At 72.5% G+C, this 22,590-nt stretch carries 22 protein-coding genes; 13 read left to right on the forward strand and 9 right to left on the reverse strand.

The window, feature by feature from the left end:
* Positions 1-345: 345 nt before the first annotated feature.
* The gene (gene rsgA / locus ACWCYO_RS35395; RefSeq protein ID WP_449786524.1) at positions 346-1,503 is read right to left on the reverse strand and encodes a ribosome small subunit-dependent GTPase A; all 1,158 of its coding nucleotides are present in this window, start codon (positions 1,501-1,503) and stop codon (positions 346-348) included.
* 370 nt (positions 1,504-1,873) lie between these two features.
* Positions 1,874-3,031 carry a cytochrome c oxidase assembly protein gene (locus ACWCYO_RS35400; RefSeq protein WP_449786525.1) on the reverse strand — a complete coding sequence of 386 codons (1,158 nt, stop codon included), beginning with the start codon at positions 3,029-3,031 and terminating at the stop codon, positions 1,874-1,876.
* A gap of 214 nt (positions 3,032-3,245) precedes the next feature.
* Here ACWCYO_RS35400 and ACWCYO_RS35405 point away from each other — a divergent pair, with 214 nt between their 5' ends.
* Positions 3,246-4,976, forward strand: coding sequence for an FtsW/RodA/SpoVE family cell cycle protein (locus ACWCYO_RS35405; RefSeq protein ID WP_449786526.1), 1,731 nt, complete (start codon positions 3,246-3,248; stop codon positions 4,974-4,976).
* Positions 4,977-5,176: 200 nt separating this feature from the next.
* Here the strand turns inward: ACWCYO_RS35405 and ACWCYO_RS35410 are convergent, their stop codons facing one another.
* Positions 5,177-6,496: a YihY/virulence factor BrkB family protein gene (locus tag ACWCYO_RS35410; RefSeq protein ID WP_449786527.1), complete on the reverse strand. Its 1,320-nt coding sequence runs from the start codon at positions 6,494-6,496 to the stop codon at positions 5,177-5,179.
* 188 nt (positions 6,497-6,684) lie between these two features.
* Between ACWCYO_RS35410 and ACWCYO_RS35415 the strand changes: the two genes are divergently transcribed.
* The 11 genes from ACWCYO_RS35415 to ACWCYO_RS35465 all read left to right on the forward strand — a co-directional run bounded on the left by ACWCYO_RS35415 (position 6,685) and on the right by ACWCYO_RS35465 (position 16,362).
* Positions 6,685-6,768, forward strand: coding sequence for a putative leader peptide (locus tag ACWCYO_RS35415; protein WP_310593185.1), 84 nt, complete (start codon positions 6,685-6,687; stop codon positions 6,766-6,768).
* Positions 6,769-6,965: 197 nt separating this feature from the next.
* Positions 6,966-8,690, forward strand: a complete 1,725-nt coding sequence (locus ACWCYO_RS35420; protein WP_449786528.1) for a nitrite/sulfite reductase — start codon at positions 6,966-6,968, stop codon at positions 8,688-8,690.
* A complete protein-coding gene (locus ACWCYO_RS35425; RefSeq protein ID WP_449786529.1) occupies positions 8,687-8,866 on the forward strand; it encodes a hypothetical protein in 180 nt (59 codons plus the stop codon). The genes ACWCYO_RS35420 and ACWCYO_RS35425 overlap by 4 nt, the downstream gene beginning before the upstream one ends.
* The gene (locus ACWCYO_RS35430) at positions 8,847-9,548 is read left to right on the forward strand and encodes a phosphoadenylyl-sulfate reductase (RefSeq protein ID WP_270147762.1); all 702 of its coding nucleotides are present in this window, start codon (positions 8,847-8,849) and stop codon (positions 9,546-9,548) included. The genes ACWCYO_RS35425 and ACWCYO_RS35430 overlap by 20 nt, the downstream gene beginning before the upstream one ends.
* Before the next feature lie 32 nt (positions 9,549-9,580).
* The gene (gene cysC, locus ACWCYO_RS35435) at positions 9,581-10,177 is read left to right on the forward strand and encodes an adenylyl-sulfate kinase (RefSeq protein WP_405000731.1); all 597 of its coding nucleotides are present in this window, start codon (positions 9,581-9,583) and stop codon (positions 10,175-10,177) included.
* Positions 10,174-11,109 (forward strand): sulfate adenylyltransferase subunit CysD, encoded by a 936-nt coding sequence (gene cysD, locus ACWCYO_RS35440; RefSeq protein WP_270147761.1) that lies wholly within the window; start codon positions 10,174-10,176, stop codon positions 11,107-11,109. Before cysC ends, cysD begins: the two co-directional genes overlap by 4 nt.
* Positions 11,109-12,425, forward strand: a complete 1,317-nt coding sequence (locus tag ACWCYO_RS35445; protein ID WP_270147759.1) for a sulfate adenylyltransferase subunit 1 — start codon at positions 11,109-11,111, stop codon at positions 12,423-12,425. Before cysD ends, ACWCYO_RS35445 begins: the two co-directional genes overlap by 1 nt.
* A 247-nt stretch (positions 12,426-12,672) precedes the next feature.
* On the forward strand, positions 12,673-13,824 hold the full coding sequence (locus ACWCYO_RS35450; RefSeq protein ID WP_449786530.1) for an aliphatic sulfonate ABC transporter substrate-binding protein: 1,152 nt from the start codon (positions 12,673-12,675) through the stop codon (positions 13,822-13,824).
* Between the two features lie 118 nt (positions 13,825-13,942).
* Positions 13,943-14,743, forward strand: coding sequence for an ABC transporter ATP-binding protein (locus ACWCYO_RS35455; RefSeq protein ID WP_270147756.1), 801 nt, complete (start codon positions 13,943-13,945; stop codon positions 14,741-14,743).
* Complete coding sequence (locus tag ACWCYO_RS35460) at positions 14,730-15,623, forward strand: ABC transporter permease (protein ID WP_270147754.1); 894 nt, start codon at positions 14,730-14,732, stop codon at positions 15,621-15,623. The genes ACWCYO_RS35455 and ACWCYO_RS35460 overlap by 14 nt, the downstream gene beginning before the upstream one ends.
* A 10-nt stretch (positions 15,624-15,633) precedes the next feature.
* Positions 15,634-16,362 (forward strand): sirohydrochlorin chelatase, encoded by a 729-nt coding sequence (locus ACWCYO_RS35465; protein ID WP_270147752.1) that lies wholly within the window; start codon positions 15,634-15,636, stop codon positions 16,360-16,362.
* A gap of 13 nt (positions 16,363-16,375) precedes the next feature.
* Here the strand turns inward: ACWCYO_RS35465 and ACWCYO_RS35470 are convergent, their stop codons facing one another.
* From ACWCYO_RS35470 to ACWCYO_RS35480, 3 genes are all read right to left on the reverse strand, one after another.
* A complete protein-coding gene (locus ACWCYO_RS35470; RefSeq protein WP_270147750.1) occupies positions 16,376-16,786 on the reverse strand; it encodes a PIN domain-containing protein in 411 nt (136 codons plus the stop codon).
* Positions 16,783-17,004, reverse strand: coding sequence for a type II toxin-antitoxin system VapB family antitoxin (locus tag ACWCYO_RS35475; protein WP_270147748.1), 222 nt, complete (start codon positions 17,002-17,004; stop codon positions 16,783-16,785). Before ACWCYO_RS35475 ends, ACWCYO_RS35470 begins: the two co-directional genes overlap by 4 nt.
* A gap of 80 nt (positions 17,005-17,084) precedes the next feature.
* Positions 17,085-18,101 (reverse strand): hypothetical protein, encoded by a 1,017-nt coding sequence (locus ACWCYO_RS35480; RefSeq protein WP_449786531.1) that lies wholly within the window; start codon positions 18,099-18,101, stop codon positions 17,085-17,087.
* A 113-nt stretch (positions 18,102-18,214) separates the two neighbouring features.
* Between ACWCYO_RS35480 and ACWCYO_RS35485 the strand changes: the two genes are divergently transcribed.
* Positions 18,215-19,063 carry a helix-turn-helix transcriptional regulator gene (locus ACWCYO_RS35485; RefSeq protein ID WP_270147745.1) on the forward strand — a complete coding sequence of 283 codons (849 nt, stop codon included), beginning with the start codon at positions 18,215-18,217 and terminating at the stop codon, positions 19,061-19,063.
* A 68-nt stretch (positions 19,064-19,131) separates the two neighbouring features.
* Here ACWCYO_RS35485 and ACWCYO_RS35490 read toward each other — a convergent pair whose 3' ends face one another.
* From ACWCYO_RS35490 to ACWCYO_RS35500, 3 genes are all read right to left on the reverse strand, one after another.
* Positions 19,132-19,845, reverse strand: coding sequence for a ricin-type beta-trefoil lectin domain protein (locus ACWCYO_RS35490; RefSeq protein ID WP_333493504.1), 714 nt, complete (start codon positions 19,843-19,845; stop codon positions 19,132-19,134).
* Positions 19,846-20,116: 271 nt separating this feature from the next.
* Positions 20,117-21,892 carry a DEAD/DEAH box helicase gene (locus ACWCYO_RS35495; RefSeq protein ID WP_449786532.1) on the reverse strand — a complete coding sequence of 592 codons (1,776 nt, stop codon included), beginning with the start codon at positions 21,890-21,892 and terminating at the stop codon, positions 20,117-20,119.
* Between the two features lie 171 nt (positions 21,893-22,063).
* Positions 22,064-22,267 carry a cold-shock protein gene (locus tag ACWCYO_RS35500; protein ID WP_270147743.1) on the reverse strand — a complete coding sequence of 68 codons (204 nt, stop codon included), beginning with the start codon at positions 22,265-22,267 and terminating at the stop codon, positions 22,064-22,066.
* Positions 22,268-22,590 lie beyond the last annotated feature (323 nt).

A 22,590-nucleotide genomic window follows, 5' to 3' on the forward strand; every position in this document is an offset into this window, starting at 1 on the left:
CTCCGGCGAGTACTGGTAGCCGAAGACGGTGTCGTCGCCCAGCAGCTTCTCCGCGTACTCCATCACCAGCCGGGTGCCGTCCACGGCGCGCCGACGTGGCTGCCCCCGCGCCCACCCGCCACCAACCCACCACACCCGCCGGATCCACCGGACGCACGGCGGCCACCCGGCGTTTCTCGCTCACCACGCTCACTGCGCCCACGCGCCACGCACCCCGGCCCGTCCTGTTCTGGTCGGCCGCCGGCGGCCGACCAGAACAGGTGGCCACTGCAGGTGGCCAGCGCGAGCGTTCGAACCCGCCCGAGCCGGGCCGTCGCCCGCCCTTAGGGCCAGGAGCACCTCTGCTCAGCGCTTCACCGGACCTCCCGCCGCGCGCATCGACTTGGTGATGGCCTTCCACTTGTTCAGCCGCGCCTTGGCCACCCGGGCGTCCGAGCGGGAGGCGATCCACTCGTTCTCGCGCTGGAGCTTGAGGTAGCTGTCCATCCGGCGCTGCGGCAGGGTGCCGTCGGCCAGCGCCGCCCGCACCGCGCAGCCGGGCTCGGTGTGGTGGTTGCAGTCGTGGAAGCGGCATTCCTCGGCCAGCTCGGCTATGTCGGCGAAGGCCAGGTCCACCCCCTCACCACCGTAGAGGCCGACCTCGCGCAGCCCGGGGGTGTCGATCAGCACGCCCCCGCCGGGAAGCGGTATCAGTTCGCGGGTGGTCGTGGTGTGGCGGCCCTTCTGGTCGACCTCGCGGGCCTGCTGGACTGCCATCACATCGGCGCCGGCCAGCGCGTTGGTGAGGGTGGACTTGCCCACACCGGACTGACCGATCACCACCGCCGTGCCAGGGGCGCAGGCGCGCAGCACGTCGATGCCCTCGCCGGTCTCGGCGCTGACCACCAGCACGGTGACGCCGGGGGCGACCGCTTCGACGTCGGCCCGGATGAACTCGGCGTCGTCGACGAGGTCGGCCTTGGTGAGGACGACCAGCGGTTCGGCGCCGGACTCCCAGGCCAGGGCGAGGAAGCGCTCGATCCGCCCGAGGTCGGGATCGGCCGCGAGTGAGGCGGCGATCAGGACGGTGTCGACGTTGGCCGCCAGCACCTGGCCGTCGGAGCGCTTGCCGGCCACCTTGCGGATGATCGCGGTGGAGCGTGGCAGCAGAGCGGTGACGGCGGCCATCGGCTGGGCATGCAGGTCGACGGCGGCCCAGTCGCCCGTGCACGGGCAGTTGATCATGTCGGCGTCGCCCACCCGCCTGGTGTCGAGCCGGACGGTGCGCAGCTCGCCCGTCTCCGGATCGGCGAGGACGGCGTCGCACTGGCCGCGGTCGACCCGGACGATCCGGGCCGGGAGCAGCCCGGCTTCGGCGAGCGGGGCGAAGAGCTGGTCGAGCTCGGGCGTCCAGCCGTAGCCGGCCAGCGTGGGGCTCTCGGTGGAGCTCCCGGTGAAGCCAGTGAGGCTCTCGGAGGAGAAGGAAGAAGTAGAGAACGACGGAACGGAGGCAGCGTTGAACAACGCAGTGGCCCTTCGGGAGGAGATGGTCCCGGCGGGCTACGGCTGGCGCGGAAGGCTCAGCCGGCGGCCGGGAAAAGGAGGTGAACGCGAGCGCTGCCCAGGGCAGCTATCGGGGCGACAACGACCACGGGGTTCACCTCCTGCTCTCTACTCCTCGGATGGCCCAACGGCCCCCGAAACTCCTCCGGCGGCCCAATGGCCCCGAACCTGACGCGTCACACGCTAGCGGAGCGGGCCATGACGGCCAACCTATTTTTGACCTGCGGAAACGCGGTCCTGGGCGGCGAGGGAGCCCTCGGCGGGGGACCGCCAGCAGCCCCGCCGGGAGCAAGGTTGGACCCGGCGGGACGGGAAGAAGCGGGAAGCCGGGCTACCCGCCGTAGCGGTGCTTGAGGTTCGGGTCGTCCAGCCACCACGGCCGCATGCCCGTTTCCTCCTCCTCCGGCAGCCCGGCCGCCCGGGCCTGCGCGGCCTGTGCCTCGAAGCGGGCGTCCAGCTCGGCGTCCACGGCCTTGATCTCCTCGCGCCCCTGCACCACCATCCGCCGCACCAGCGCGGCCAGGAACGGCAGCCCGACGAGGTCGCCCAGCACCCAGAAGGCGTTGCCGCCCCAGGTCTGGTCCTGGGCCAGGCTCGGCCCCCAGGGGCGCCCGAGCGCGACGTAGTAGTGCTCGGCGACGAGGTGGCCGCCGTAGATCAGCACGATCCCGAGCCCCGCGTCGAAGATCACCTCGGCGAAGGTGATGAACAGCCCCACCAGGTGCGGGTACTCGTGCCCGACCGGGTCGAGCTGCAGCCGCGGCCAGAAGTAGGCGAGGCCCAGCAGCACCAGCGCCAGGTGGAGCACCACGTTCCCGACCCCGCTGGAGAGCGACCACTCGTACCAGGGCGTGAAGTAGAGCAGCCACGGCGGCGCCATCAGCAGCGCCGTGGAGACCGCCGGGAACATCAGCACCTTGGACGGCCGGCTGCGCAGCACCCGCAGGATCCGCTCCCGCCGGTGCTCCGGCGAGGACTCGACCAGCAGCGAGACGGGCGCGCCGAGCGCGAGCAGCAGCGGGACGACCATGAGCAGCAGCACGACCTGTACGGCCCGGTCGGTGAAGAGGATGCGCTCGTACACCCCGAGGCCGGAGCAGGTGCACCAGATCCACAGCAGCAGCCCGCCGAGGAAGGCCGTGGTGCGGGTGGGCTGCCAGCGTTCGCCGTCGCCGCGGTGGACGGTGCGCACCGCGCTCAGGTACCAGCCGCCGAGGAGCACCGACAGGGCGAGCACCAGCGGTTCGAGGGTCCAGGAGGTGGCCAGGTCGGACCACTGCCACGCGGGCGGTCCGCCGTAGGCGAGCGCCCGGGCGGCGCCGCCGTGGCCGAGTGTCCGGGCCGCGGCATCCACCGCGACGTCCACCGCGCCGTTCATCCGTCCGCCCGCCTCGTCCGCACCCGCCACCCGGCCGTCGCCGGGAGGGGCGTCGGGGGCCGCCGGGGAGGCGCCGGGAGTCGCCGGGCAGGAGCCGCGGCGCCCGGCCATGATGGCCCTCCGGACCGGGCCCGCCACAGCCGGGGCCCACCTCTATACCCGGGCCTGAACAAACCTTTACCAAAGCCGAACAAAGCTTTGCCGAGGCAAAGTTCTGCCCTTGCCCGGCCCGCAGGCGCAACCGGCGCGGAGCCGCCATCGTCTGGCAGGATGCACCGTCGGCGCGATACCGGCCACGTGGGTGACAACAAGGGGACGACAAGAGGTGCAAAGCACTGCACGCGGGGAGGGCCGCCGGCTGGCCGCGCGCCACCGCAACATCGAGCTGGGCCTGCTGGCGCTCGCGGTGGCCGTCTGTCTGGCCGGACACATCGACGCCTCGCTGGCGCTGACCGACAAGCTGCCGCCCGGGCTGCTGGTCCACGGCCTGTCCCTCGGGGCGCTGGTCGCGGTGGCACATCTGGCGGTGCGCCGGTTCGCGCCGTACGCGGACCCGCTGATCCTGCCGCTGGGCGTCTTCCTGACCGGCTTCGGGCTGGTGCTGCTGGACCGGCTGGACTTCAGCTACAAGGCCGCGCACCCGCTCAAGGGCGACTACCAGAAGGTCCCGGCCGCGCCCGGCCAGTTCATGTGGGTGTTCATCTCGGTGGCGGCGGCGCTCGCGCTGATCGTCTTCGTCAAGCACCACCGCTTCTTCCAGCGGTACGTCTACCTGATGATGGCGGGCGCGCTGATCCTGCTGACCGCGCCGGTGTTCTCACCGACCGACAGCTTCGGCGCCAAGCGGTGGATCAAGCTCCCCGGGCTGCCCTCCTTCGAGCCGGACGAGTTCGTGAAGGTCGCGATCACGATCTTCTTCGCGGGCTACCTGATGGCCAACCGGGACGCCCTGGCGCTGGCCGGGCGGAAGGTCTGGGGGATGACCCTGCCGCGCGGCCGGCACGCCGGTCCGGTGCTGGCGATCTGGGCGGTCAGCCTGCTGGTGCTGATCTTCGAGCGCGACCTGGGCACCTCGCTGATCTTCTTCGGCCTCTTCATCGTGATGCTGTACGTGGCGACCGAACGCACCAGCTGGGTGGTGCTCGGCATCATCATGGCGGTCGGCGGCGCGACGGTGGTCGGCACCCTGGAACCGCACGTGCACGGCCGGGTCGAGGCCTGGCTGCACCCGCTCGACTACTACAAGCCGGTGCACGACCCGGCGATCTCCGAACAGCCCGCCGAGGCCCTGTTCAGCCTGGGCACCGGCCACATGACCGGGACGGGCCTGGGCTCGGGCCGGCCGTGGCTGATCGGCTTCGCCGGGCGCAGCGACTTCATCTTCACCACCATCGGCGAGGAGCTGGGCCTGGCCGGGGTGACCGCGATCCTGCTGGTGTACGTGCTGCTGATCCAGCGCGGCCTGCGCACCGCGATCGGCCTGACCGACCCGTTCGGCAAGCTGCTGGCCGCCGGGCTGTCGGCGGCGCTCGCGCTGCAGATCTTCGTGGTGGTCGGCGGCGTGAGCGGGCTGGTGCCGCTGACCGGAAAGGCGCTGCCGTTCCTGGCGGCCGGTGGTTCCTCACTGCTGGCGAACTGGCTGATGGTCGCGCTGCTGATCAAGCTGAGCGACTCCTCGGGCCGCACCGCCCTGGACCCGGTCCAGCCGACCCCCGAGCCGCTCCCCGCGCAGAGCGGCCAGGCCGGCCGTCCGGCGGCGGCATCCGACCCGGCCTCAACGGGCCAGGGCCAGGGCCCGAACCAGGGCCAGACCGCGGGCGCCGGCCGGCCGCAGACTCCGGGCCCCGACCCGACGGCGCCGGCCCCCGCCGGCCCCGGCCTCGCGGACCCGGGCGCCCTCACCGAGGTGCGCCCCGCCTTCGGCCGGCCCCCCGCCGGGGGACCGCAGCCGGCCGCCCCGCAGCCGTCCTACGGCTACCCCCCGGTCGAGGAGCAGCCCACCCACGGCTACGGCCGGCCGGCGCAGTCCCCCTTCCCCCCGAACCCGTCCGTCTGACGGCACCCGGGGCCCGGAAGGGCCGCCGAGGGCCACGAACCCGGCCGGACGGCCTGACAGACGGACAGGGCCTCCCCCGCACCGCGGGGGAGGCCCTGTCCATATCCCTGCACGTATCCCTGCCCGTCTCCCTGGACGGAACCCGCAGGCGAACCCGCGAACGGAACCCGCGAACGGAACCCGTGGCGGCCGGAGAACCGCTACCGCTGCTCCCACGGCGGCCCGGACGGGTACCTCGGCCCCGGCCCCGGCCGCTCCTGCCCCGGCCCAGGCCCCACCGGCGGCGGCCCCACCGGCCGGTCGCTGTCCGGCGGCGGCGGGGCGGGCCGGTGGTGCGGCCCGGGGCGGGCGGTGAGGCGCCCGCGCAGGTTGTCGGCGGCGAGCACGTCGGCCCACCGCTCGGGGTACTCGGCGGGCGCGTCGACGTCGTCCAGCTCCTCCTCGCCCCACTCCTCCTCCATGCCCTCGGCCAGGCCCAGTTCGCGGGCGCGCCGGGCCCGTTCGACGGCCCGTCGGGCGGCGACCTCGCGGACCACGGCGGCGGCCGCCTCCTCGTGGGCGCGCTCGTTCTCGGCGCGGGCGTCGGCGGTCTCCAGGGTGGGCCAGCGGCGGTCTATGGCGGCGTTCATGGCGGCGCCGATGAGCACCGCGAGGGCCACCACGAAGATCCACAGCAGCACGGCCACCGGCGCGGCCAGCGAGCCGTACACCGAGTGGCCCTCGATCGAGCTGACCAGGTAGATCCGCAGTCCGACGCTGCAGAAGACCAGCACCACCAGGGCGACCAGGGCGCCGGGGATGTCCTCGCGCCAGGGCGTGGAGACCGGTACGGCCAGGTGGTAGAGGGTGGTGAGGGAGACGATCAGCAGCAGGATCGCGACCGGCCAGTAGGCGGCGCCGACGAGGCCCGCGATGCCGTGCACCGCGTTCTCGACCAGACCGGGCCCGGCCATCAGCAGCGGCAGCACCAGGGAGCTGATCACCAGGGCGCCGAGGTAGAGGCCCAGCGACATCAGCCGGGTCTTGACGATGCCCCGCTTGCCGTCCAGCCCGTACATCACGGTGATGGTGTCGATGAAGATGTAGAGCGCCCGGGATCCGGACCACAGCGAGAACAGGAAGCCGATCGAGATCAGGTCCGGCCGGACGTGGTCGAAGACCTGGCTGAGCAGCGGTTTGACGACCTCGTTGACGGAGGACTCCGACAGGACCGTCCTGGAGGCCGAGACGATGTCGTGCTTGAGCCGTTCGATGGTGCCGGCACCGAGGAACTCGTCGAGGTAGCCGAGGGTGGCGGCCAGGCCGAGGAGCAGCGGCGGGATCGACAGCAGGGTGAAGAAGGCCGCCTCCGCGGCGAGGCCGGTGACGCGGTACTCGACGCAGGTGTTGGTGGTGTCCTTGATCAAGTCCCACGCCGTGCGGCGCCAGGTGGCCCGTTTGGCCGCGCGCCGGGAGCCCTTGCCCCGGCGCCGGGACGGCCGCTCGGGGTTCGGTCTGGTCGTATCGCCTGCTGCTTGCACAGGGCTAACGGTATCGGGCCGGGCGCTCCGGTTGATCTCCCCCGGGGGTACGGGCGCGTGCGCAGCGCGCGGACGGACGCCCGGCGGGGAGCCGCGGGAACGGTCGACCGTCCCACGATCCGAAATCTCAGCGTCCAGAATCCGGACGTTAGTGGACCGCGAGTCCCGCGCCGTGCGAATCTCTTGCCATGCCTAGCGCCGGAACCACCCTAGTAGGTCGACTCCACGTCGATCTCCTTCGCGTGTCCAGCGCCATCTGTCCGGTGACCTGAGCTCCCACCCCGCCGCACCACCGCACCCGGCGCCGATCCCACCGCCATCCCCGCACCAGCGGATGCGCAGGCGCCCGCCCGGCCCGGTCACTGCTCTCCCGGCCCTGAGAAACCCGCAGGTCACAGCAGTCCCGTACGGCCGAGCACGCTCCGCGACCCACCCGGCGTCAGCGCCACCTGCCCCGAAGGACTTCAGCATGGCCACCTCTCCCGAGATCGCCGAGCCCACGGCCGACCGCACTGCCGCGCGCCGCCCCGCCGCGGCTCGCAAGGTGACCCGCCACCGCGGCGAGGGCCAGTGGGGCATGGGCCACTTCACCCCCCTGAACGCCAACGAGCAGATCAAGAAGGACGACGACGGTCTCAATGTGCGGACACGCATTGAGACGATCTACGCGCACCGGGGCTTCGACTCGATCGACCCCGCCGACCTGCGCGGCCGGATGCGCTGGTGGGGGCTCTACACCCAGCGCAAGGAGGGCATCGACGGCGGCAAGACCGCGATCCTGGACCCGCACGAGCTGGACGCCGAGTACTTCATGATGCGCGTGCGCATCGACGGCGGCCGGCTGACCGTCCCCCAGCTGCGGGCCATCGCCGAGGTCTCCGAGCAGTACGCCCGGGGTACCGCCGACCTGACCGACCGGCAGAACATCCAGTACCACTGGATCCGGATCGAGGACGTCCCGGCGATCTGGCAGAAGCTGGAGGCCGTCGGCCTGTCCACCACCGAGGCCTGCGGCGACACCCCGCGCGCCATCCTCGGCTCCCCGGTGGCCGGCGTCGCCCAGGACGAGATCATCGACGGCACCCCGGCGATCGAGGAGATCCAGCGCCGCTTCATCGGCAACCCGGCGTTCTCCAACCTGCCGCGCAAGTTCAAGGCCGCGATCTCCGGTTCCCCGCTGCTGGACGTCGCGCACGAGATCAACGACGTCTCCTTCGTCGGCGTGGTCCACCCCGAGCACGGCCCGGGCTTCGACCTGTGGGTCGGCGGCGGCCTGTCCACCAACCCCAAGCTGGGCGTGCGACTGGGCGCCTGGGTCCCGCTGGAGCAGGTGCCGGACGTCTTCGGCGGCGTGATCGGCATCTTCCGCGACTACGGCTACCGGCGCCTGCGCAACCGCGCCCGGCTGAAGTTCCTGGTCGCCGACTGGGGCACCGAGAAGTTCCGCCAGGTGCTGGAGGACGAGTACCTGAAGACCCGCCTGATCGACGGCCCCGCGCCGGTCGAGCCGGTCGCCCGCTGGCGCGACCACGTCGGCGTCCACCAGCAGCGGGACGGCCGCTACTACATCGGCTTCGCCCCGCGCGTCGGCCGGGTCGACGGCAAGCTGCTCGGCCGGATCGCCGACCTCGCCGCCGCCCACGGCAGCGACCGGGTGCGCACCACCACCGAGCAGAAGATGCTGATCCTCGACGTCGCCGAGGAGCACGTCGAGTCGGTGGTGGCCGGCCTGGAGGAGCTCGACCTGCGGGTCACCCCCTCGCCGTTCCGCCGCGGCACCATGGCCTGCACCGGCATCGAGTACTGCAAGCTCGCCATCGTCGAGACCAAGGAGCGCGGCCGCTCCCTGATCGACGAGCTCGAGCAGCGCCTGCCCGACTTCGCCGAGCCGCTGACCATCAACATCAACGGCTGCCCGAACGCCTGCGCCCGCATCCAGGTCGCCGACATCGGCCTCAAGGGCCAGCTCGTCACCGACGAGCACGGCAACCAGGTCGAGGGCTACCAGGTGCACCTGGGCGGCGCGCTCGGCCTGGAGGCCGGCTTCGGCCGCAAGGTCCGCGGCCTCAAGGTCACCAGCGCCGGCCTGCCCGACTACGTCGAGCGCCTGCTGACCCGCTACCAGGCCGACCGCACCGAGGGCGAGCGCTTCGCCCAGTGGACGGCCCGGGCCAGCGAGGAGCAGCTGTCATGAGTGAGAGAGCCGCACCGTTCTTCTGCCCGTACTGCGGGGACGAGGACCTGCGCCCCTGCGAGGCCGGCCACGGCGCCTGGGAGTGCCACGGGTGCCGCCGCGCCTTCCAGCTGAAGTTCCTCGGCCTGCTGGCACCGACCGACGGGGGTACGTCACATGACCAGCGCAGCACCTGACTACGAGAAGCTCGCGACCACGGCCGGCCGCGAGCTGGAGGAGGCCACGGCGCAGGAGGTCCTGCGCTGGGCCGCCGACACCTTCGGCAAGCGGTTCTGCGTCACCTCCTCCATGGAGGACGCGGTGGTCGCCCACCTCGCCTCCTCGGTGTTCCCCGGCGTGGACGTGGTGTTCCTGGACACCGGCTACCACTTCGCGGAGACCATCGGCACCCGGGACGCGGTGGCGGCGACCATGCCGGTCAACGTCATCACGCTCACCCCGCTGAAGACCGTCGCCGAGCAGGACGCCGAGCACGGGCCGAACCTGCACGACCGCGACCCGGACCTTTGCTGCTCGCTGCGCAAGGTCGAGCCGCTCACCCGCGGCCTCGGCGGCTACGACGCCTGGGCCACCGGGTTGCGCCGCGACGAGTCCCCGACCCGGGCGAACACCCCGGTGGTCGCCTGGGACCCGAAGCGCCGCAAGGTCAAGATCGCCCCGATCGCCCGGTGGACGCAGGAGGACGTGGACGCCTACGTCGCCGCCAACGGCGTGCTGCTCAACCCGCTGCTGTGGGAGGGCTACACCTCGATCGGCTGCTCGCCGCTGTCCTGCACCCGCAAGCCGGCCGAGGGCGAGGACGCCCGGGCCGGCCGCTGGTCCGGCTCCGGCAAGACCGAGTGCGGCATCCATCTCTGACGATCCGTCAACTACCGTGTAAGGAAGACACCGTGACAGCGAACACATCGGCCGCCGACGGAGCCGCAGAGGCGGCCCGTGCGGCCGCCCCCTGCGAGCGCGGCGCCACCGTGTGGCTGACCGGGCTGCCGAGCGCGGGCAAGACCACCCTGGCCTTCGCGCTGGCCGAGCGGCTGCGCGCCGAGGGCCACAAGGTCGAGGTGCTGGACGGCGACGAGATCCGCGAGTTCCTCTCCAAGGGCCTCGGCTTCTCCCGCGAGGACCGGCACACCAACGTGACCCGGATCGGCTTCGTCGCCGAGAAGCTCGCCGCCAACGGCGTCAAGGTGCTCGCCCCGGTGATCGCCCCGTTCGCCGACTCCCGCACCGCCGTGCGCGAGCGGCACGCCGCGGCCGGCACCGAGTTCCTGGAGATCCACGTCGCCACCCCGGTCGAGCTGTGCGCCGAACGGGACGTCAAGGGCCTGTACGCCAAGCAGGCGGCCGGCGAGATCTCCGGCCTGACCGGCGTCGACGACCCGTACGAGGCTCCGCAGAACCCGGAGCTGCGGATCCAGACGCAGGGCCGCGAGGTGGCCGACTCCGCCGCCGAGCTGCACGCCTTCCTGACCGAGAGGGGCCTGGCATGACCACCGCGACCGACAGTCCGGTCCGCACCGACAACCCCTTCGCGCTGTCCCACCTGGACGCGCTGGAGGCCGAGTCGGTGCACATCTTCCGCGAGGTCGCGGGGGAGTTCGAGCGCCCGGTGATCCTGTTCTCCGGCGGCAAGGACTCCATCCTCATGCTGCACCTGGCGCTCAAGGCCTTCGCGCCCGCCGCCATCCCCTTCTCGCTGCTGCACGTCGACACCGGGCACAACTTCCCCGAGGTCCTCGCCTACCGCGACCGGGTCGTCGCCGAGCACAACCTGCGCCTGCACGTCGCCCACGTCCAGGACTTCATCGACGACGGCCGGCTGCGCGAGCGCCCCGACGGCACCCGCAACCCGCTGCAGACCGTGCCCCTGCTCGACGCCATCGAGAAGGGCCGCTTCGACGCGGTGTTCGGCGGTGGCCGCCGGGACGAGGAGAAGGCCCGCGCCAAGGAGCGCGTCTTCTCGCTGCGCGACGAGTTCGGCGCCTGGGACCCGCGCCGCCAGCGCCCCGAGCTGTGGTCGCTGTACAACGGCCGGCACGCGGTCGGCGAGCACGTGCGGGTCTTCCCGCTGTCCAACTGGACCGAGCTGGACGTCTGGCAGTACATCGAGCGCGAGGGCATCGAGCTGCCGGAGATCTACTACGCGCACGAGCGCGACGTCTTCTCCCGGGGCGGCATGTGGCTGACCGCCGGCGAGTGGGGCGGCCCCAAGGACAGCGAACCGGTCGAACGGCGGCTGGTCCGCTACCGCACCGTCGGCGACATGTCCTGCACCGGCGCCGTCGACTCCGACGCCACCACCATCGAGGCCGTGATCGCCGAGATCGCCGCCAGCCGCCTCACCGAGCGCGGCGCCACCCGCGCCGACGACAAGCTCTCCGAGGCCGCGATGGAAGACCGCAAGCGCGAGGGGTACTTCTAATGAGCACGACCATCGAGACCAACGCCACCTCCCTGCTGCGCTTCGCCACCGCCGGCTCCGTGGACGACGGCAAGTCCACCCTGGTCGGCCGGCTGCTGCACGACTCCAAGTCGGTGCTCGCCGACCAGCTGGAGGCCGTCGAGCGCGTCTCCCTGGGCCGCGGCCAGGAGGCACCCGACCTCGCACTGCTCACCGACGGCCTGCGCGCCGAACGCGAGCAGGGCATCACCATCGACGTCGCCTACCGCTACTTCGCCACCCCCCGGCGGCGGTTCATCCTCGCCGACACCCCCGGGCACGTGCAGTACACCCGCAACATGGTGACCGGCGCCTCCACCGCCGAGCTCGCCGTCGTCCTGGTCGACGCCCGCAACGGCGTGGTCGAGCAGACCCGTCGGCACGCCGCCGTCGCCGCGCTGCTGCGGGTGCCGCACGTCGTGCTGGCCGTCAACAAGATGGACCTGGTCGACTACGCCGAGCCCGTCTTCGCCGCCATCGCCGCCGAGTTCACCGCCTACGCGGCCTCGCTCGGCGTCAAGGACGTCCTCGCCGTCCCGATCTCGGCCCTCGCCGGGGACAACGTCGTCGAGCCGTCCGCACACATGGACTGGTACGGCGGCCCGACCCTGCTCGAACACCTGGAGACCGTCCCGGTCGGCAGCGACCCGAGCGCCGAGCCCGCCCGCTTCCCGGTCCAGTACGTGATCCGCCCGCAGACCGAGGAGCACCCCGACTACCGCGGCTACGCGGGCCAGTTGGCCTCCGGCGTGCTGCGGGTCGGCGACGCCGTCACCGTGCTGCCCTCCGGCCTGACCACCACCGTCGCCGGGATCGACGCGTTCGGCCGCGGGACCGACATCGCCTGGGCGCCGCAGTCGGTCACCGTCCGGCTCGCCGACGACCTCGACATCTCCCGCGGCGACCTGATCGCCGCCGGGGCGACTCCCGCGCCCACCAAGGACATCGAGGCCACCGTCAGCCACCTCAACGAGCGCCCGCTGCGCGCCGGGGACAAGGTGCTGCTCAAGCACACCACCCGCACCGTGCGCGCGCTGGTCAAGGAGATCTCCTACCGGATCGACATCGACACGCTCGAACAGCGCTCCGGCGCCGAGGGGTTGAACGTCAACGACATCGGCCACGTGAAGCTGCGCACCGCCGAGCCGCTGGCCCTCGACGACTACACCGACAACCGTCGCACCGGCTCGTTCCTGCTGATCGACCCGGCCGACGGCACCACCCTCACCGCCGGCATGGCGGGCGAGGCCTTCGAGACCGTACGAGCCACGGAACCCGCTGAGGAGGACTGGGTCTGATGCCCAGCGAGGCGTTCTCGGGCATGGACAAGGAAGGCGGCCGCATCGGCAGCGGCGTCCTCGGCAGCGGCCAGGGCGGCCTGACCCGATGTGTGGGCCGACGGGGCTGAGCACGCCCCGTCACCGGGCTGTCCTCCCCCACAGCCGCCCGGCTTGCCCCGGCACTCCGCTGCCGCGCGCACCACCTTCCCGACCATCCGCCCGAGACCGCCTCCTGACGGTCCGTCCGCGAACAGGACTCACCACCATGGCACCCAACCCGGCCCCCTCCCATACCTTCGTCCGCCCCAACGCCGGCCGGATCAGACGCTCCGCCGCGGCCGCCGTCGCCGGCCTGACCGCCGTGGCCCTGCTGTCGGCCTGCGGCTACGGCTCCAAGGCCGCCGACAACGGCTCCGCCGACACCGCCGCGACCGGGGCTCCGGGCGTCAAGCTGTCCTCCCCCACGGTGAAGATCGGCTACTTCGCCAACCTGACCCACGGCACCGCACTGGTCGGCCTCCAGGAGGGCATCTTCCAGAAGGAGTTGGGCACCACCCAGATCAGGACCCAGGTCTTCAACGCGGGCCCGGCCGAGATCGAGGCGCTCAACGCCGGCTCCATCGACATCGGCTGGATCGGCCCCTCCCCCGCGATCAACGGCTACACCAAGTCCGACGGCAAGTCCCTGAAGATCATCGGTGGTTCGGCCTCCGGCGGGGTCAAGCTGGTGGTCAACCCGGACAAGGTCTCCTCGCTGGACGACCTCAGGGGCAAGAAGATCGCCACCCCGCAGCTGGGCAACACCCAGGACGTGGCCCTGCTCAACTACCTGGCGGGCAAGGGCTACAAGGTGGACGCGGCGTCCGGCGCGGGCGACGTCTCGGTGGTGCGCACCGACAACAAGGTCACCCCCGACGCCTACCGGCAGGGTTCCATCGACGGCGCCTGGGTGCCCGAGCCCACCGCCTCCAAGCTGGTCACCCTCGGCGCGAAGGTCCTGCTCAACGAGAAGGACGTCTGGCCGGACAAGAAGTTCGTGATCACCAACATCATCGTCTCGCAGAAGTTCCTCAAGGAGCACCCGGACGTGGTGGAGGCCGTGCTGCGCGGCTCGGTGAACACCAACGCCTTCATCAAGGCCAACCCCGAGAAGGCCAAGGCCGACGCCAACGAGGCGATCAAGAAGGACGCCGGCAACGCGCTGGAGCCGGCCGTCCTCGACCCGGCCTGGGCCGACATCGACTTCCTGGACGACCCGCTGGCGAACACCCTGCAGGCCGAGGCCGACCACGCCGTGACCGCCGGGCTCCTCAAGAAGCCCAATCTGAACGGCATCTACGACCTCACCCTGCTGAACAAGGTCCTCGCGGCCCAGGGCCAGGCGCCCGTGGCGGACGCCGGACTCGGCACCAAGTAACTCCGCGGTCCGGTCCCCCGCCCGCCCGGTCGATCCCCGATCGATGCCCACCGGCGCGGGCGGGGCCCGGACCCCGGCTCCGACTCGCCAGCCCCCAGACCACATGCGGGAGGTCCCCATGAGCCCGGTACTGACCACCCCGGCCGACGCCCCTGCCGTCGACGCCACCAACGCGCCCGCCGTCCGGATCTCGCACGTGCACAAGTCCTTCGGCCGCCCGGGCGCCCAGACCCACGTGCTGGACGACATCACCCTCGACGTCGCGCCCGGCGAGTTCGTCACCCTGCTCGGCGCCTCGGGCTGCGGCAAGTCCACCCTGCTCAACCTGGTCGCCGGCCTCGACAAGCCCACCCGCGGCAGCATCGAGGTGCCCGGCGGCCGCCCCGCGCTGATGTTCCAGGAACACGCGCTGTTCCCCTGGCTCACCGCCGGGAAGAACATCGAGCTCGCCCTCAAGCTGGCAGGCCTCCCCCGCCCAGAGCGCCGCGCCGAGGCCGAGCGCCTGCTCGAACTCGTCCGCCTGGGCGGCGCGTACGGCAAGCGGGTGCACGAGCTGTCCGGCGGCATGCGCCAGCGCGTCGCGATGGCCCGCGCCCTCGCCCAGGGCAGCAAAGTGCTGCTGATGGACGAGCCGTTCGCCGCGCTCGACGCCATCACCCGGGACGTGCTGCACGACGAGATCACCCGGATCTGGGCCGAGCGGCAGCTGTCCGTGCTGTTCGTCACCCACAACGTGCGCGAGGCCGTGCGCCTGGCCCAGCGCGTCGTCCTGCTGTCCTCCCGGCCCGGCCGGGTCGCCCGCGAGTGGCGGATCGACCTGCCGCAGCCGCGCCGCATCGAGTCCTCCGGCGTCGCCGACCTGTCCATCGAGATCACCGAAGAACTGCGTGGGGAGATCCGTCGCCATGTCCAGCACTGACACCGCCCCCGCCCGGAACGACGGCGACACCGCCGAGGTCGGGGCCGGCCTGGACGCCCTCGACTCCGTCGCCGCCCCGCGCAGTTCGATCGGCGAGGTGCTGCGAACGAAGGCACTGCCGCCGCTGATCGGCGTGCTGGTGGTGCTGGCGCTGTGGCAGGGCGCGTACAGCCTGCACCTCACCTCCTCGTACAAGCTGCCCAGCCCCGCCGACGTCTGGCACTCCCTCCAGGACCTCTGGTACCAGGGAACACTCTTCTCGATCATCTGGACCAGCGTGTGGCGCGGCCTGTCCGGCTTCCTGCTCGCCGTGGTCATCGGCACCCCGATCGGCCTGGTGGTCGCCCGGGTCAAGCCGGTGCGCACCGCCATCGGCCCGGTGCTGCAGGGCCTGCAGTCGCTGCCCTCGGTGGCCTGGGTGCCGGCCGCCGTCATCTGGCTCGGCATCAACGACTCGATGATGTACGCGGTGATCCTGCTGGGCGCCGTCCCGTCCATCGCCAACGGGCTGGTGGCCGGCATCGACCAGGTGCCGCCGCTGTTCCTGCGGGCCGGACGCACCATCGGCGCCACTGGTCTGGCCGGGGCCCGGCACGTGCTCATCCCGGCCGCGCTGCCCGGCTACCTGGCCGGGCTCAAGCAGGGCTGGGCGTTCTCCTGGCGCTCACTGATGGCCGCCGAGCTGGTCGCCTCCTCCCCCGACCTCGGGCGGGGCCTCGGCCGGTTCCTGGAGGACCAGCGCGAGTTCTCCGACATGTCCGGGGTGCTGCTCGGCATCATCCTCATCCTGTTCGTCGGCATCGCCATCGAGCTGCTGGTGTTCACCCCGGTCGAGCGCCGGGTGCTGCGCAACCGCGGCCTGCTGGCCTCCGCCAAGTGAGGCCCCGCTGATGCCCGCCCTCCTGCTGATCGCCCACGGCAGCCGCGACCCGCGGCACGCCGCGACCGTGGCCGCCCTGGTCGAGCAGGTGCGGGCGCAGCGACCCGCCCTGGAGGTCGCCACCGCCTACCTGGACCACTGCGCGCCGCGGATCCCCCAGGTGGTCGGCCGGCTGACGGACGCGGTGGCCGTGCCGCTGCTGCTGAACCGGGCCTTCCACGCCAAGCACGACGTCCCTGCCGCCCTGCGCGCCGCCGGCGCCGGGCTGCCCGTCGCCGACGTGCTGGGGCCCTCGCCGCTGCTGCTCGCCGCCCTGGACCGCCGGCTCGCGGAGGCCGGGCTCGATCTGGACTCGGCCGTGGTCCGCGCCCGCACGGGCGTGGTGCTGGCCGCGGCCGGGTCCTCCGACCCGGCCGCCGACGCCGCCACCCGCGCGCTCGCCGCCGAGTGGCGCCGCAGCCGCGGCTGGGCCGCCGTCGAGGTCGCCTACGCCTCGGCCTCGGGGCCGCGGGTGCCGGAGGCCCTCGCCGCCCTGCGCGCGGCCGGAGCCCGGCAGACCGCCGTCGCCCCCTACCTACTGGCCCCGGGCCTGCTGCCGGACCGCATCGCCGCGGCGGCGGCCGGGGCGGACGTCCTGGCCGGCACCCTTGGCCCCGCCCCGGAGCTGGCCGCCCTGCTGCTGCAGCGCTACGACCAGGCCCGCCTGGCGGCGGTGGCGGTTCCGGCGCTCACCGCCTGAGCGTGCGACCGACTCAGGCGCAGTCCAGAATGCTGTGCTCGCTCAGGTCGGTGGCGTACCGCGCCACCGTACGGTAGTCCGCATCGTCGTGGAGCACCGTGAGTCCATGGTGCGCGGCCGTCGCCGCGATCATCAGGTCTACGGCAGAGGCACTGCGGTGCCGGCCGGCGAGCGCCATCCGCCGCTGCACCATGTCGATCCAGCGTCCTGCGTTCTTCGGCACCGAGACATCGGGGTAGAGCTCAGCGAACAGCTCGGAGATCTCGTCGTACTCCCGGCCGTCGCGTGCGCTGAAGAGGAGCTCAGCACGCTGCGGGTAGCACGACGCGATCGACCCTGCGTCGATCGCGTCGTACCAGGCGGTCTTGAGCTTCGGATCCCGCATCAGCCGGAACAATGCGGAGGTATCGATGAGATAGATCACCGAGCGTCCTTCTCGGCCCGGTGCATCCGCTCGGCATGCTCAAGGGCCTCCCAGTGCTGGGCCCGCTCGAAGTGCCTACTGATGCGGGCCGCGCGTTCCTGCCGCTCGGCGTAGAAGCGCAGTGCGAGGTTCACGGCCTCCTTCTTGGTTCGCACTCCGGCAAGAGCCATTGCGCGTTCCAGCGCTTCGTCATCGATGTCGATCTGGGTCACGGACATCGGGCACCTCGGATGGATGTTGGCGATGTACATAGCATTGTATCGCGGCAACATCGACTGGTGGTGGGAGTTCAGTCCGCTCAGAGCCGCCGCAGGACGAAGGTGTCGCCCGGGTGGCCGGCGTTGGCCTCCGCCAGGCCGCCGGAGAGCTGGTAGAGGGCGCCGGCGGGGCCGGTGGTGACGGCGGTGGGGGTGGGGTCGGCGGAGGGGTGGACGGCGGTGAGGCGGGCGGTGTGCCAGTGGTCGTCGGAGCGGAGCTCCACCTCGGCGTCGCGGCCGGCGCCGAAGAAGGCGTTGGTGACGCCGGCGATGGTGCCGTCGGGGCGGGCGAAGATGCCGTCGAGGTGGAGCAGCGCCCCGCCGTCGGCGATCTCGACGCGGCGCAGGTCGGCCGGGTCCCGGAGCGGGAGCTGCCACAGGGTGCCGTCGTCCCACTTGCCGAGGACGAGCCGGCCGTCGCGGTAGGCGATGCCGTTGAGGCCGTAGCTGCCGGGGGCGGGGGTGAGGCGGTCGTCGCGCAGCAGGACGGAGCCGGTGCCGTCCGGGTCGACCTGGTAGACGACGGGGGCGAAGGAGTCGGTGACGTAGGCGGTGCCGTCGGGGGCGATGGCGATGTCGTTGGCGAGGTGGCTGCCGCCGTCGCCGGCGACGGCGGCGAGGTCGGTGTAGTAGAGGCGGCGGCCGGTGTCCAGGTCGTAGGCGGCGATGCCGGCGACCCGGCCGAGGGTGGCGGGGCCGGAACGTTCGCCGATTCCGTTGTCGAGATTGGTGACCAAGATGCGGCGGTGGGCCTGGTCGATCCGCAGGCCGGCGATCTCGATCAGGGTGCCGGGGTCGTCGACCAGCGTGCGGACGCTGCCGTCGAGGGCGACGGCCGAGACGGTGCCGTGCCGCAACGAGCCGACCAGGAAGCGGTGGTGGGCCTGGTCCCAGACGGCGGTCTCGGGGACCAGGGTGGGGGCGTGGCCGTTGATCACGGCCGGGGCCGGGCAGTGGGCGGCCGCGGCGGCCGGTAGCGTACCGGCGGTGCCGAGCAGGGCGGCGGCGGCCGCGAGGGCGACCACGGTGCGGCGGACGGTTCGGTTCTGGCGGTTCATCACGGATCCCTCGGAGCTGGCTCGGGCTGTCGCGATCAAGCCTGCCGCCGGGGCCCGGACGGCAGCAGTGCGTGGGGATACTGGTAGTTCGACCACCAGGAAGGACGGGGGACATGGACGAGTCGGAGGAGCGCCGCACGGAGCTGTCGAGCTTCCTGCGCAGCCGTCGGGCCCGGTTGACGCCGCAGGAGGTGGGCCTGGCGCCGGGGGTGCGGCGGCGCACGCCGGGGTTGCGGCGGGAGGAGTTGGCGTTGCTGGCCGGGGTGGGGGTGACCTGGTACACGTGGCTGGAGCAGGGGCGGGACATCCACCCGTCGCCGGAGGTGCTGGCGAGTCTGGCCCGGACGCTGCGGCTGGACCGGGCTGAGACCGCGTACCTGTTCCGGCTGGCGGGCAGCCATCCGCTGGACGGGGAGGTGGGCGCGCCCGCGGAGGTCCCGGCGGCGCTGCTGCGGCTGATGCACGCGCAGTGGCCGGCGCCGGCCTGGGTGATGGACGCCAACTGGGACGTGCGGGCGTGGAATCCGGGCGCGGACGCGCTGTTCGAGCTGTCGGGCCGGCCGCCGCAGGAGTGCAACCTGGCCTGGGTGGTGTTCGGAAACCCGTTGCACCGCAGTCGGGTTGAGCACTGGGAGGAGCACGCCCGGCGTTTCCTGGCCCAGTTGCGGGCGGCGTACGCGGAGCGCGGCGGGGAGGCGACGGCGGTGGGCCGGCACCTGGGCCGGATGATCCAGCACGTGCGGGCCGAGCATCCGGAGGCGGACCGCTGGCTGGCCGAGCACCAGGTCGCGGAGCGTTCGGGGGCCGAGAAGGTGGTGCGGCACGAGGAGTTGGGCGAGCTGCGGATCGACCAGCACGTGCTGCTGGCCGCCGAGGGGCTGCAGCTGATCGTGATGTCGCCGCGTGACGCGGAGACGGCGGAGCGGCTGCGCCGGCTGGCCCCGACGGCCGCCGCGGTGTAGCCGCACGGAACGAAGACGGCCCGCCGCCCGGCGCGAAAGCCGTGCGGCGGGTCCTACTTGACGTGTAATCAGGTCGGCAGGTTCCACTTCTGGTTGGCGGCGCCGTTGCAGTCCCAGATACCGAGCTGGTTGCCGTTGGCGGTGGAGAAGCCGAGGTCGTCCAGGCAGCGGCCGGACTGCGGGTTGAGCAGCGAGCCGTCGGCGCGGGCCTGCCACTGCTGGGCGCCGGTGCCGTTGCAGTCCCAGAGCTGGACCATGGTGTGGTTGGCGGTGCCGCCGCCGGAGACGTCCATGCACTTGCCGAGGGCGCGGATGGTGCCGTCGACGCCTATCCGCCACTTCTGCGCCACGGTGCCGTTGCAGTCGTAGATCTGGACGGGGGTGCCGTTGCGGATGTTGGCGCCCTGCACGTCGACGCACTTGCCGACGTAGCCGGTGATCTGGCCGGTGGGGCCGGCCGGCGGCGTGGCGCCCATGATGACGTGCGGGAACATCACGCTGTCGCCGTAGCTGCAGGCCGCGGAGACGCTGCCGTCGCCGATCGCCAGGCCGCCGATCGCGGGCCGCGAGAACTGCACGGTGTGGGTGGAGTTCCAGTAGTAACAGGTGGCGCCCACGGACCAGGTCTGCATCGGGTCGAGGCCGCTGCAGCTGCCGACGGCGCTCCAGCCCGCGACGAAGGCGCCGCAGGAGGGTGCGGCCTGGGCGGCGGTGGCCGGTGCGGCCAGGGCGGCGGCCCCTGCGAGCAGGGCGGTGGTCAGCAGGGCGGAGGTTCGGCGCATCGGGAGTGTGGTCCTTCCGGATCGGCGAATCACGTCAACTCGACACCTGCGGCGGTTTGGTGACTGTGCGACAGATGTGTGGGTCGCGTAAAAGAATCCGGTCTGGACGGTCCGCCGTCAAGCGCTGGTTCAAGGCGAGCGGCGACGGATTCACGCCAGCTGCCGACACCGGTCGGATCGAGCCGGGCCGGGAACGCGGAACGGGCCCCGCCCTCCCCCGTGGTGGGGGAGGTCGCGGAGCCCGTTCGGCGGGAGTCGCCCTCGGCGGCCGTCAGTCGAACTTGCGGCGCTGGCGCCCGGTGCCGTAGTTGGCGCCGGACTTGGAGCCGCTGCCCGGCCGGGCCCGGCCGGAGGAGCGGCCGATGAACCCGGCGGCCTGCGGCCGCTCGCCCTGGCCGGCCGCGCCGAGGCGCTGCTTGGGGCGCGGGCGGCGCGGGTTGCCGTTCATGTCGACGTCGGTGGGCAGGCCGGAGCGCTTGCCGGAGCGGCGGCGCGGGCTGCCCGACTTGCCCTCGGCGGCCTTGCCGTCGGCGGTGACCGGGGCGGCCGGCTGGGCGGCGGCCGGGACGGCCAGCGCGACCGGGACGCCGCTGGGGGTGCGGGCGCCGGTGATCCGGGCCAGGTCGGCGTCGCCGGGGCGGATCTTGGTGACGGTGGGGCGGATCCCGGCGACCGTCATCAGCCGGTTGACCTCGCGGCGCTGCTCGGGCAGCACCAGGGTGACGACCGTACCGGACTCGCCGGCCCGGGCGGTGCGGCCGCCGCGGTGCAGGTAGTCCTTGTGGTCGATCGGCGGGTCGACGTTGACGACCAGGTCGAGGCCGTCGATGTGGATGCCGCGGGCGGCGACGTTGGTGGCGATCAGCGCGGTGACCTCGCCGTCGCGGAACTGGTCCAGGACCCGGTTGCGCTGCGGCTGGGACTTGCCGCCGTGCAGCGCGGCCGCCATCACGCCGGTGGCGCGCAGCTGCTTGGCGAGCCGGTCGGCGCCGTGCTTGGTGTGCACGAACATGATCACGCGGCCGTCGCGGGAGGCGATGTGGGCGGTGGCGGAGGCCTTGTCGGCGGGCTCCAGCTGCAGGACGTGGTGGTCCATGGTGGTGACGGCGCCGGCCGAGGGGTCGACCGAGTGGGTGACCGGGTCGGCCAGGAAGCGCTTGACCAGCCGGTCGACGTTGCGGTCCAGGGTCGCGGAGAACAGCATCCGCTGCCCGCCCTCGGCGACCTGCTCCAGCAGCTTGCTGACCTGCGGGAGGAAGCCCATGTCGGCCATCTGGTCGGCCTCGTCGAGGACGGTGATGGCGACGTCGGACAGGTTGACGTCACCGCGCCCGATCAGGTCGTCCAGCCGGCCGGGGGTGGCGACCAGCACCTCGGTACCGCGGCGCACCGCGTTGGCCTGCCGTCCGATGCCCATGCCGCCGACGACGGTGGTGATCCGCAGGTTGACCGCGGTGGCGTACGGGGTGAGCGCCTCGGTGACCTGCTGGGCGAGCTCGCGGGTGGGTACCAGGACGAGCGCCAGCGGGTGCCGGGCGTCGGCGCGGCGCCCGGCGGTGCGGGCGAGCAGCGGCAGGCCGAAGGCCAGGGTCTTGCCGGAGCCGGTGCGGCCGCGGCCGAGGACGTCGCGCCCGGCGATCGAGTCGGGCAGGGTGGCGGCCTGGATCGGGAACGGCTCGGTGACGCCCTCGCGGGTGAGCGCGGACAGGATCGCCTTGGGCAGGTCGAGCTCGGCGAAGGAGGCCGCCGGCGGCCGGGCCGGGGTGCCCTCGACGACGGTGAAGTCGGCGGGCTCCGGGACGGCGGTGCGGGTGGCCTTGGCGGCGCCGGTCTTCGGGGCGCCGGTGCGGTTGCGCGGCTTGCGGGCGCGGTCGGCGCCGTCCACGGCGCGGCGGGCGCGCTCGGGGTTGTCCCCGCTGCGGCGCGGGCGGCCGGTGCGGCCCTGGTCGGTGGCACGGTCACCGGATCGGTCGGTGGCGCGGTCGGCCGACCGGGTGGTGGTGCGGTCGGTGGCGCGGTCGCGGGGCGTGCGGGCAGGGGTGGTCACGGGGTCTCCGTCCGTCGGTCGGCAGCCCGCGGTCGCGGACTGGTCGGCCGTCGTCTGGGAGTGCGCCGCCCCGGCCGTACGGCGGCATGGACGAGGGCCCGCACCGTCGAGCGATGCGGGCCCCCGCTTCACGAGATCAGAGTCGATCGCGCGTCAGCGTCGAGGCTGACGTCAGATGACGCGGATGTTCTCGCCCTGCGGGCCCTTCTGGCCCTGGGTGACGTCGAACTCGACGCGCTGGCCCTCGACGAGCTCACGGAAGCCCTGGGCGACGATGTTCGAGTAGTGGGCGAAGACGTCCGGGCCGCCGCCGTCCTGCTCGATGAAGCCGAAGCCCTTTTCGCTGTTGAACCACTTCACGGTGCCGGTAGCCATAACCGTCTCCTCCTATTGGGGCATCAGGGATTCACACCTCGTGAATCCCCAAGTAGCCGCGATCCCCATCCGGAGACTGAAACACCGGACAAAACAAATGCGCCTGTTGGTTGGTACCAGCAGGCGCACACACACGTTCATGGGAACCAAAACTGCAACTGCTTCGACTGTAGCACGGTCGCACCGCGACTGACCGGGGACTTTTGTGCCCGGCAGATCACGTTTGCCGCCCCCGGAAAACGGGGAGCGGCGCCCCGCCGGAGCGGGGAGCAAGTCCTTCAGCGACTACTACGGCGGTGAATGGTCGACCTGGTGGGACGATC

It is taken from the genome of Kitasatospora sp. NPDC001683 (assembly GCF_053596495.1).

Excerpts from the sequence above, each read along its gene's own strand:
- ACWCYO_RS35445 (WP_270147759.1), top strand. The coding sequence starts at position 11,109 with ATGAGCACGACCATCGAGACCAACGCCACCTCCCTGCTGCGCTTCGCC.
- ACWCYO_RS35460 (WP_270147754.1), top strand. The coding sequence starts at position 14,730 with ATGTCCAGCACTGACACCGCCCCCGCCCGGAACGACGGCGACACCGCC.
- ACWCYO_RS35485 (WP_270147745.1), top strand. The coding sequence starts at position 18,215 with ATGGACGAGTCGGAGGAGCGCCGCACGGAGCTGTCGAGCTTCCTGCGC.
- ACWCYO_RS35455 (WP_270147756.1), top strand. The coding sequence starts at position 13,943 with ATGAGCCCGGTACTGACCACCCCGGCCGACGCCCCTGCCGTCGACGCC.
- ACWCYO_RS35465 (WP_270147752.1), top strand. The coding sequence starts at position 15,634 with ATGCCCGCCCTCCTGCTGATCGCCCACGGCAGCCGCGACCCGCGGCAC.
- ACWCYO_RS35500 (WP_270147743.1), bottom strand. The coding sequence starts at position 22,267 with ATGGCTACCGGCACCGTGAAGTGGTTCAACAGCGAAAAGGGCTTCGGC.
- ACWCYO_RS35400 (WP_449786525.1), bottom strand. The coding sequence starts at position 3,031 with ATGGCCGGGCGCCGCGGCTCCTGCCCGGCGACTCCCGGCGCCTCCCCG.
- ACWCYO_RS35450 (WP_449786530.1), top strand. The coding sequence starts at position 12,673 with ATGGCACCCAACCCGGCCCCCTCCCATACCTTCGTCCGCCCCAACGCC.
- ACWCYO_RS35475 (WP_270147748.1), bottom strand. The coding sequence starts at position 17,004 with ATGTCCGTGACCCAGATCGACATCGATGACGAAGCGCTGGAACGCGCA.
- ACWCYO_RS35420 (WP_449786528.1), top strand. The coding sequence starts at position 6,966 with ATGGCCACCTCTCCCGAGATCGCCGAGCCCACGGCCGACCGCACTGCC.
- ACWCYO_RS35430 (WP_270147762.1), top strand. The coding sequence starts at position 8,847 with ATGACCAGCGCAGCACCTGACTACGAGAAGCTCGCGACCACGGCCGGC.
- ACWCYO_RS35425 (WP_449786529.1), top strand. The coding sequence starts at position 8,687 with ATGAGTGAGAGAGCCGCACCGTTCTTCTGCCCGTACTGCGGGGACGAG.
- ACWCYO_RS35490 (WP_333493504.1), bottom strand. The coding sequence starts at position 19,845 with ATGCGCCGAACCTCCGCCCTGCTGACCACCGCCCTGCTCGCAGGGGCC.
- ACWCYO_RS35415 (WP_310593185.1), top strand. The coding sequence starts at position 6,685 with ATGCCTAGCGCCGGAACCACCCTAGTAGGTCGACTCCACGTCGATCTC.
- ACWCYO_RS35480 (WP_449786531.1), bottom strand. The coding sequence starts at position 18,101 with ATGAACCGCCAGAACCGAACCGTCCGCCGCACCGTGGTCGCCCTCGCG.
- cysD (WP_270147761.1), top strand. The coding sequence starts at position 10,174 with ATGACCACCGCGACCGACAGTCCGGTCCGCACCGACAACCCCTTCGCG.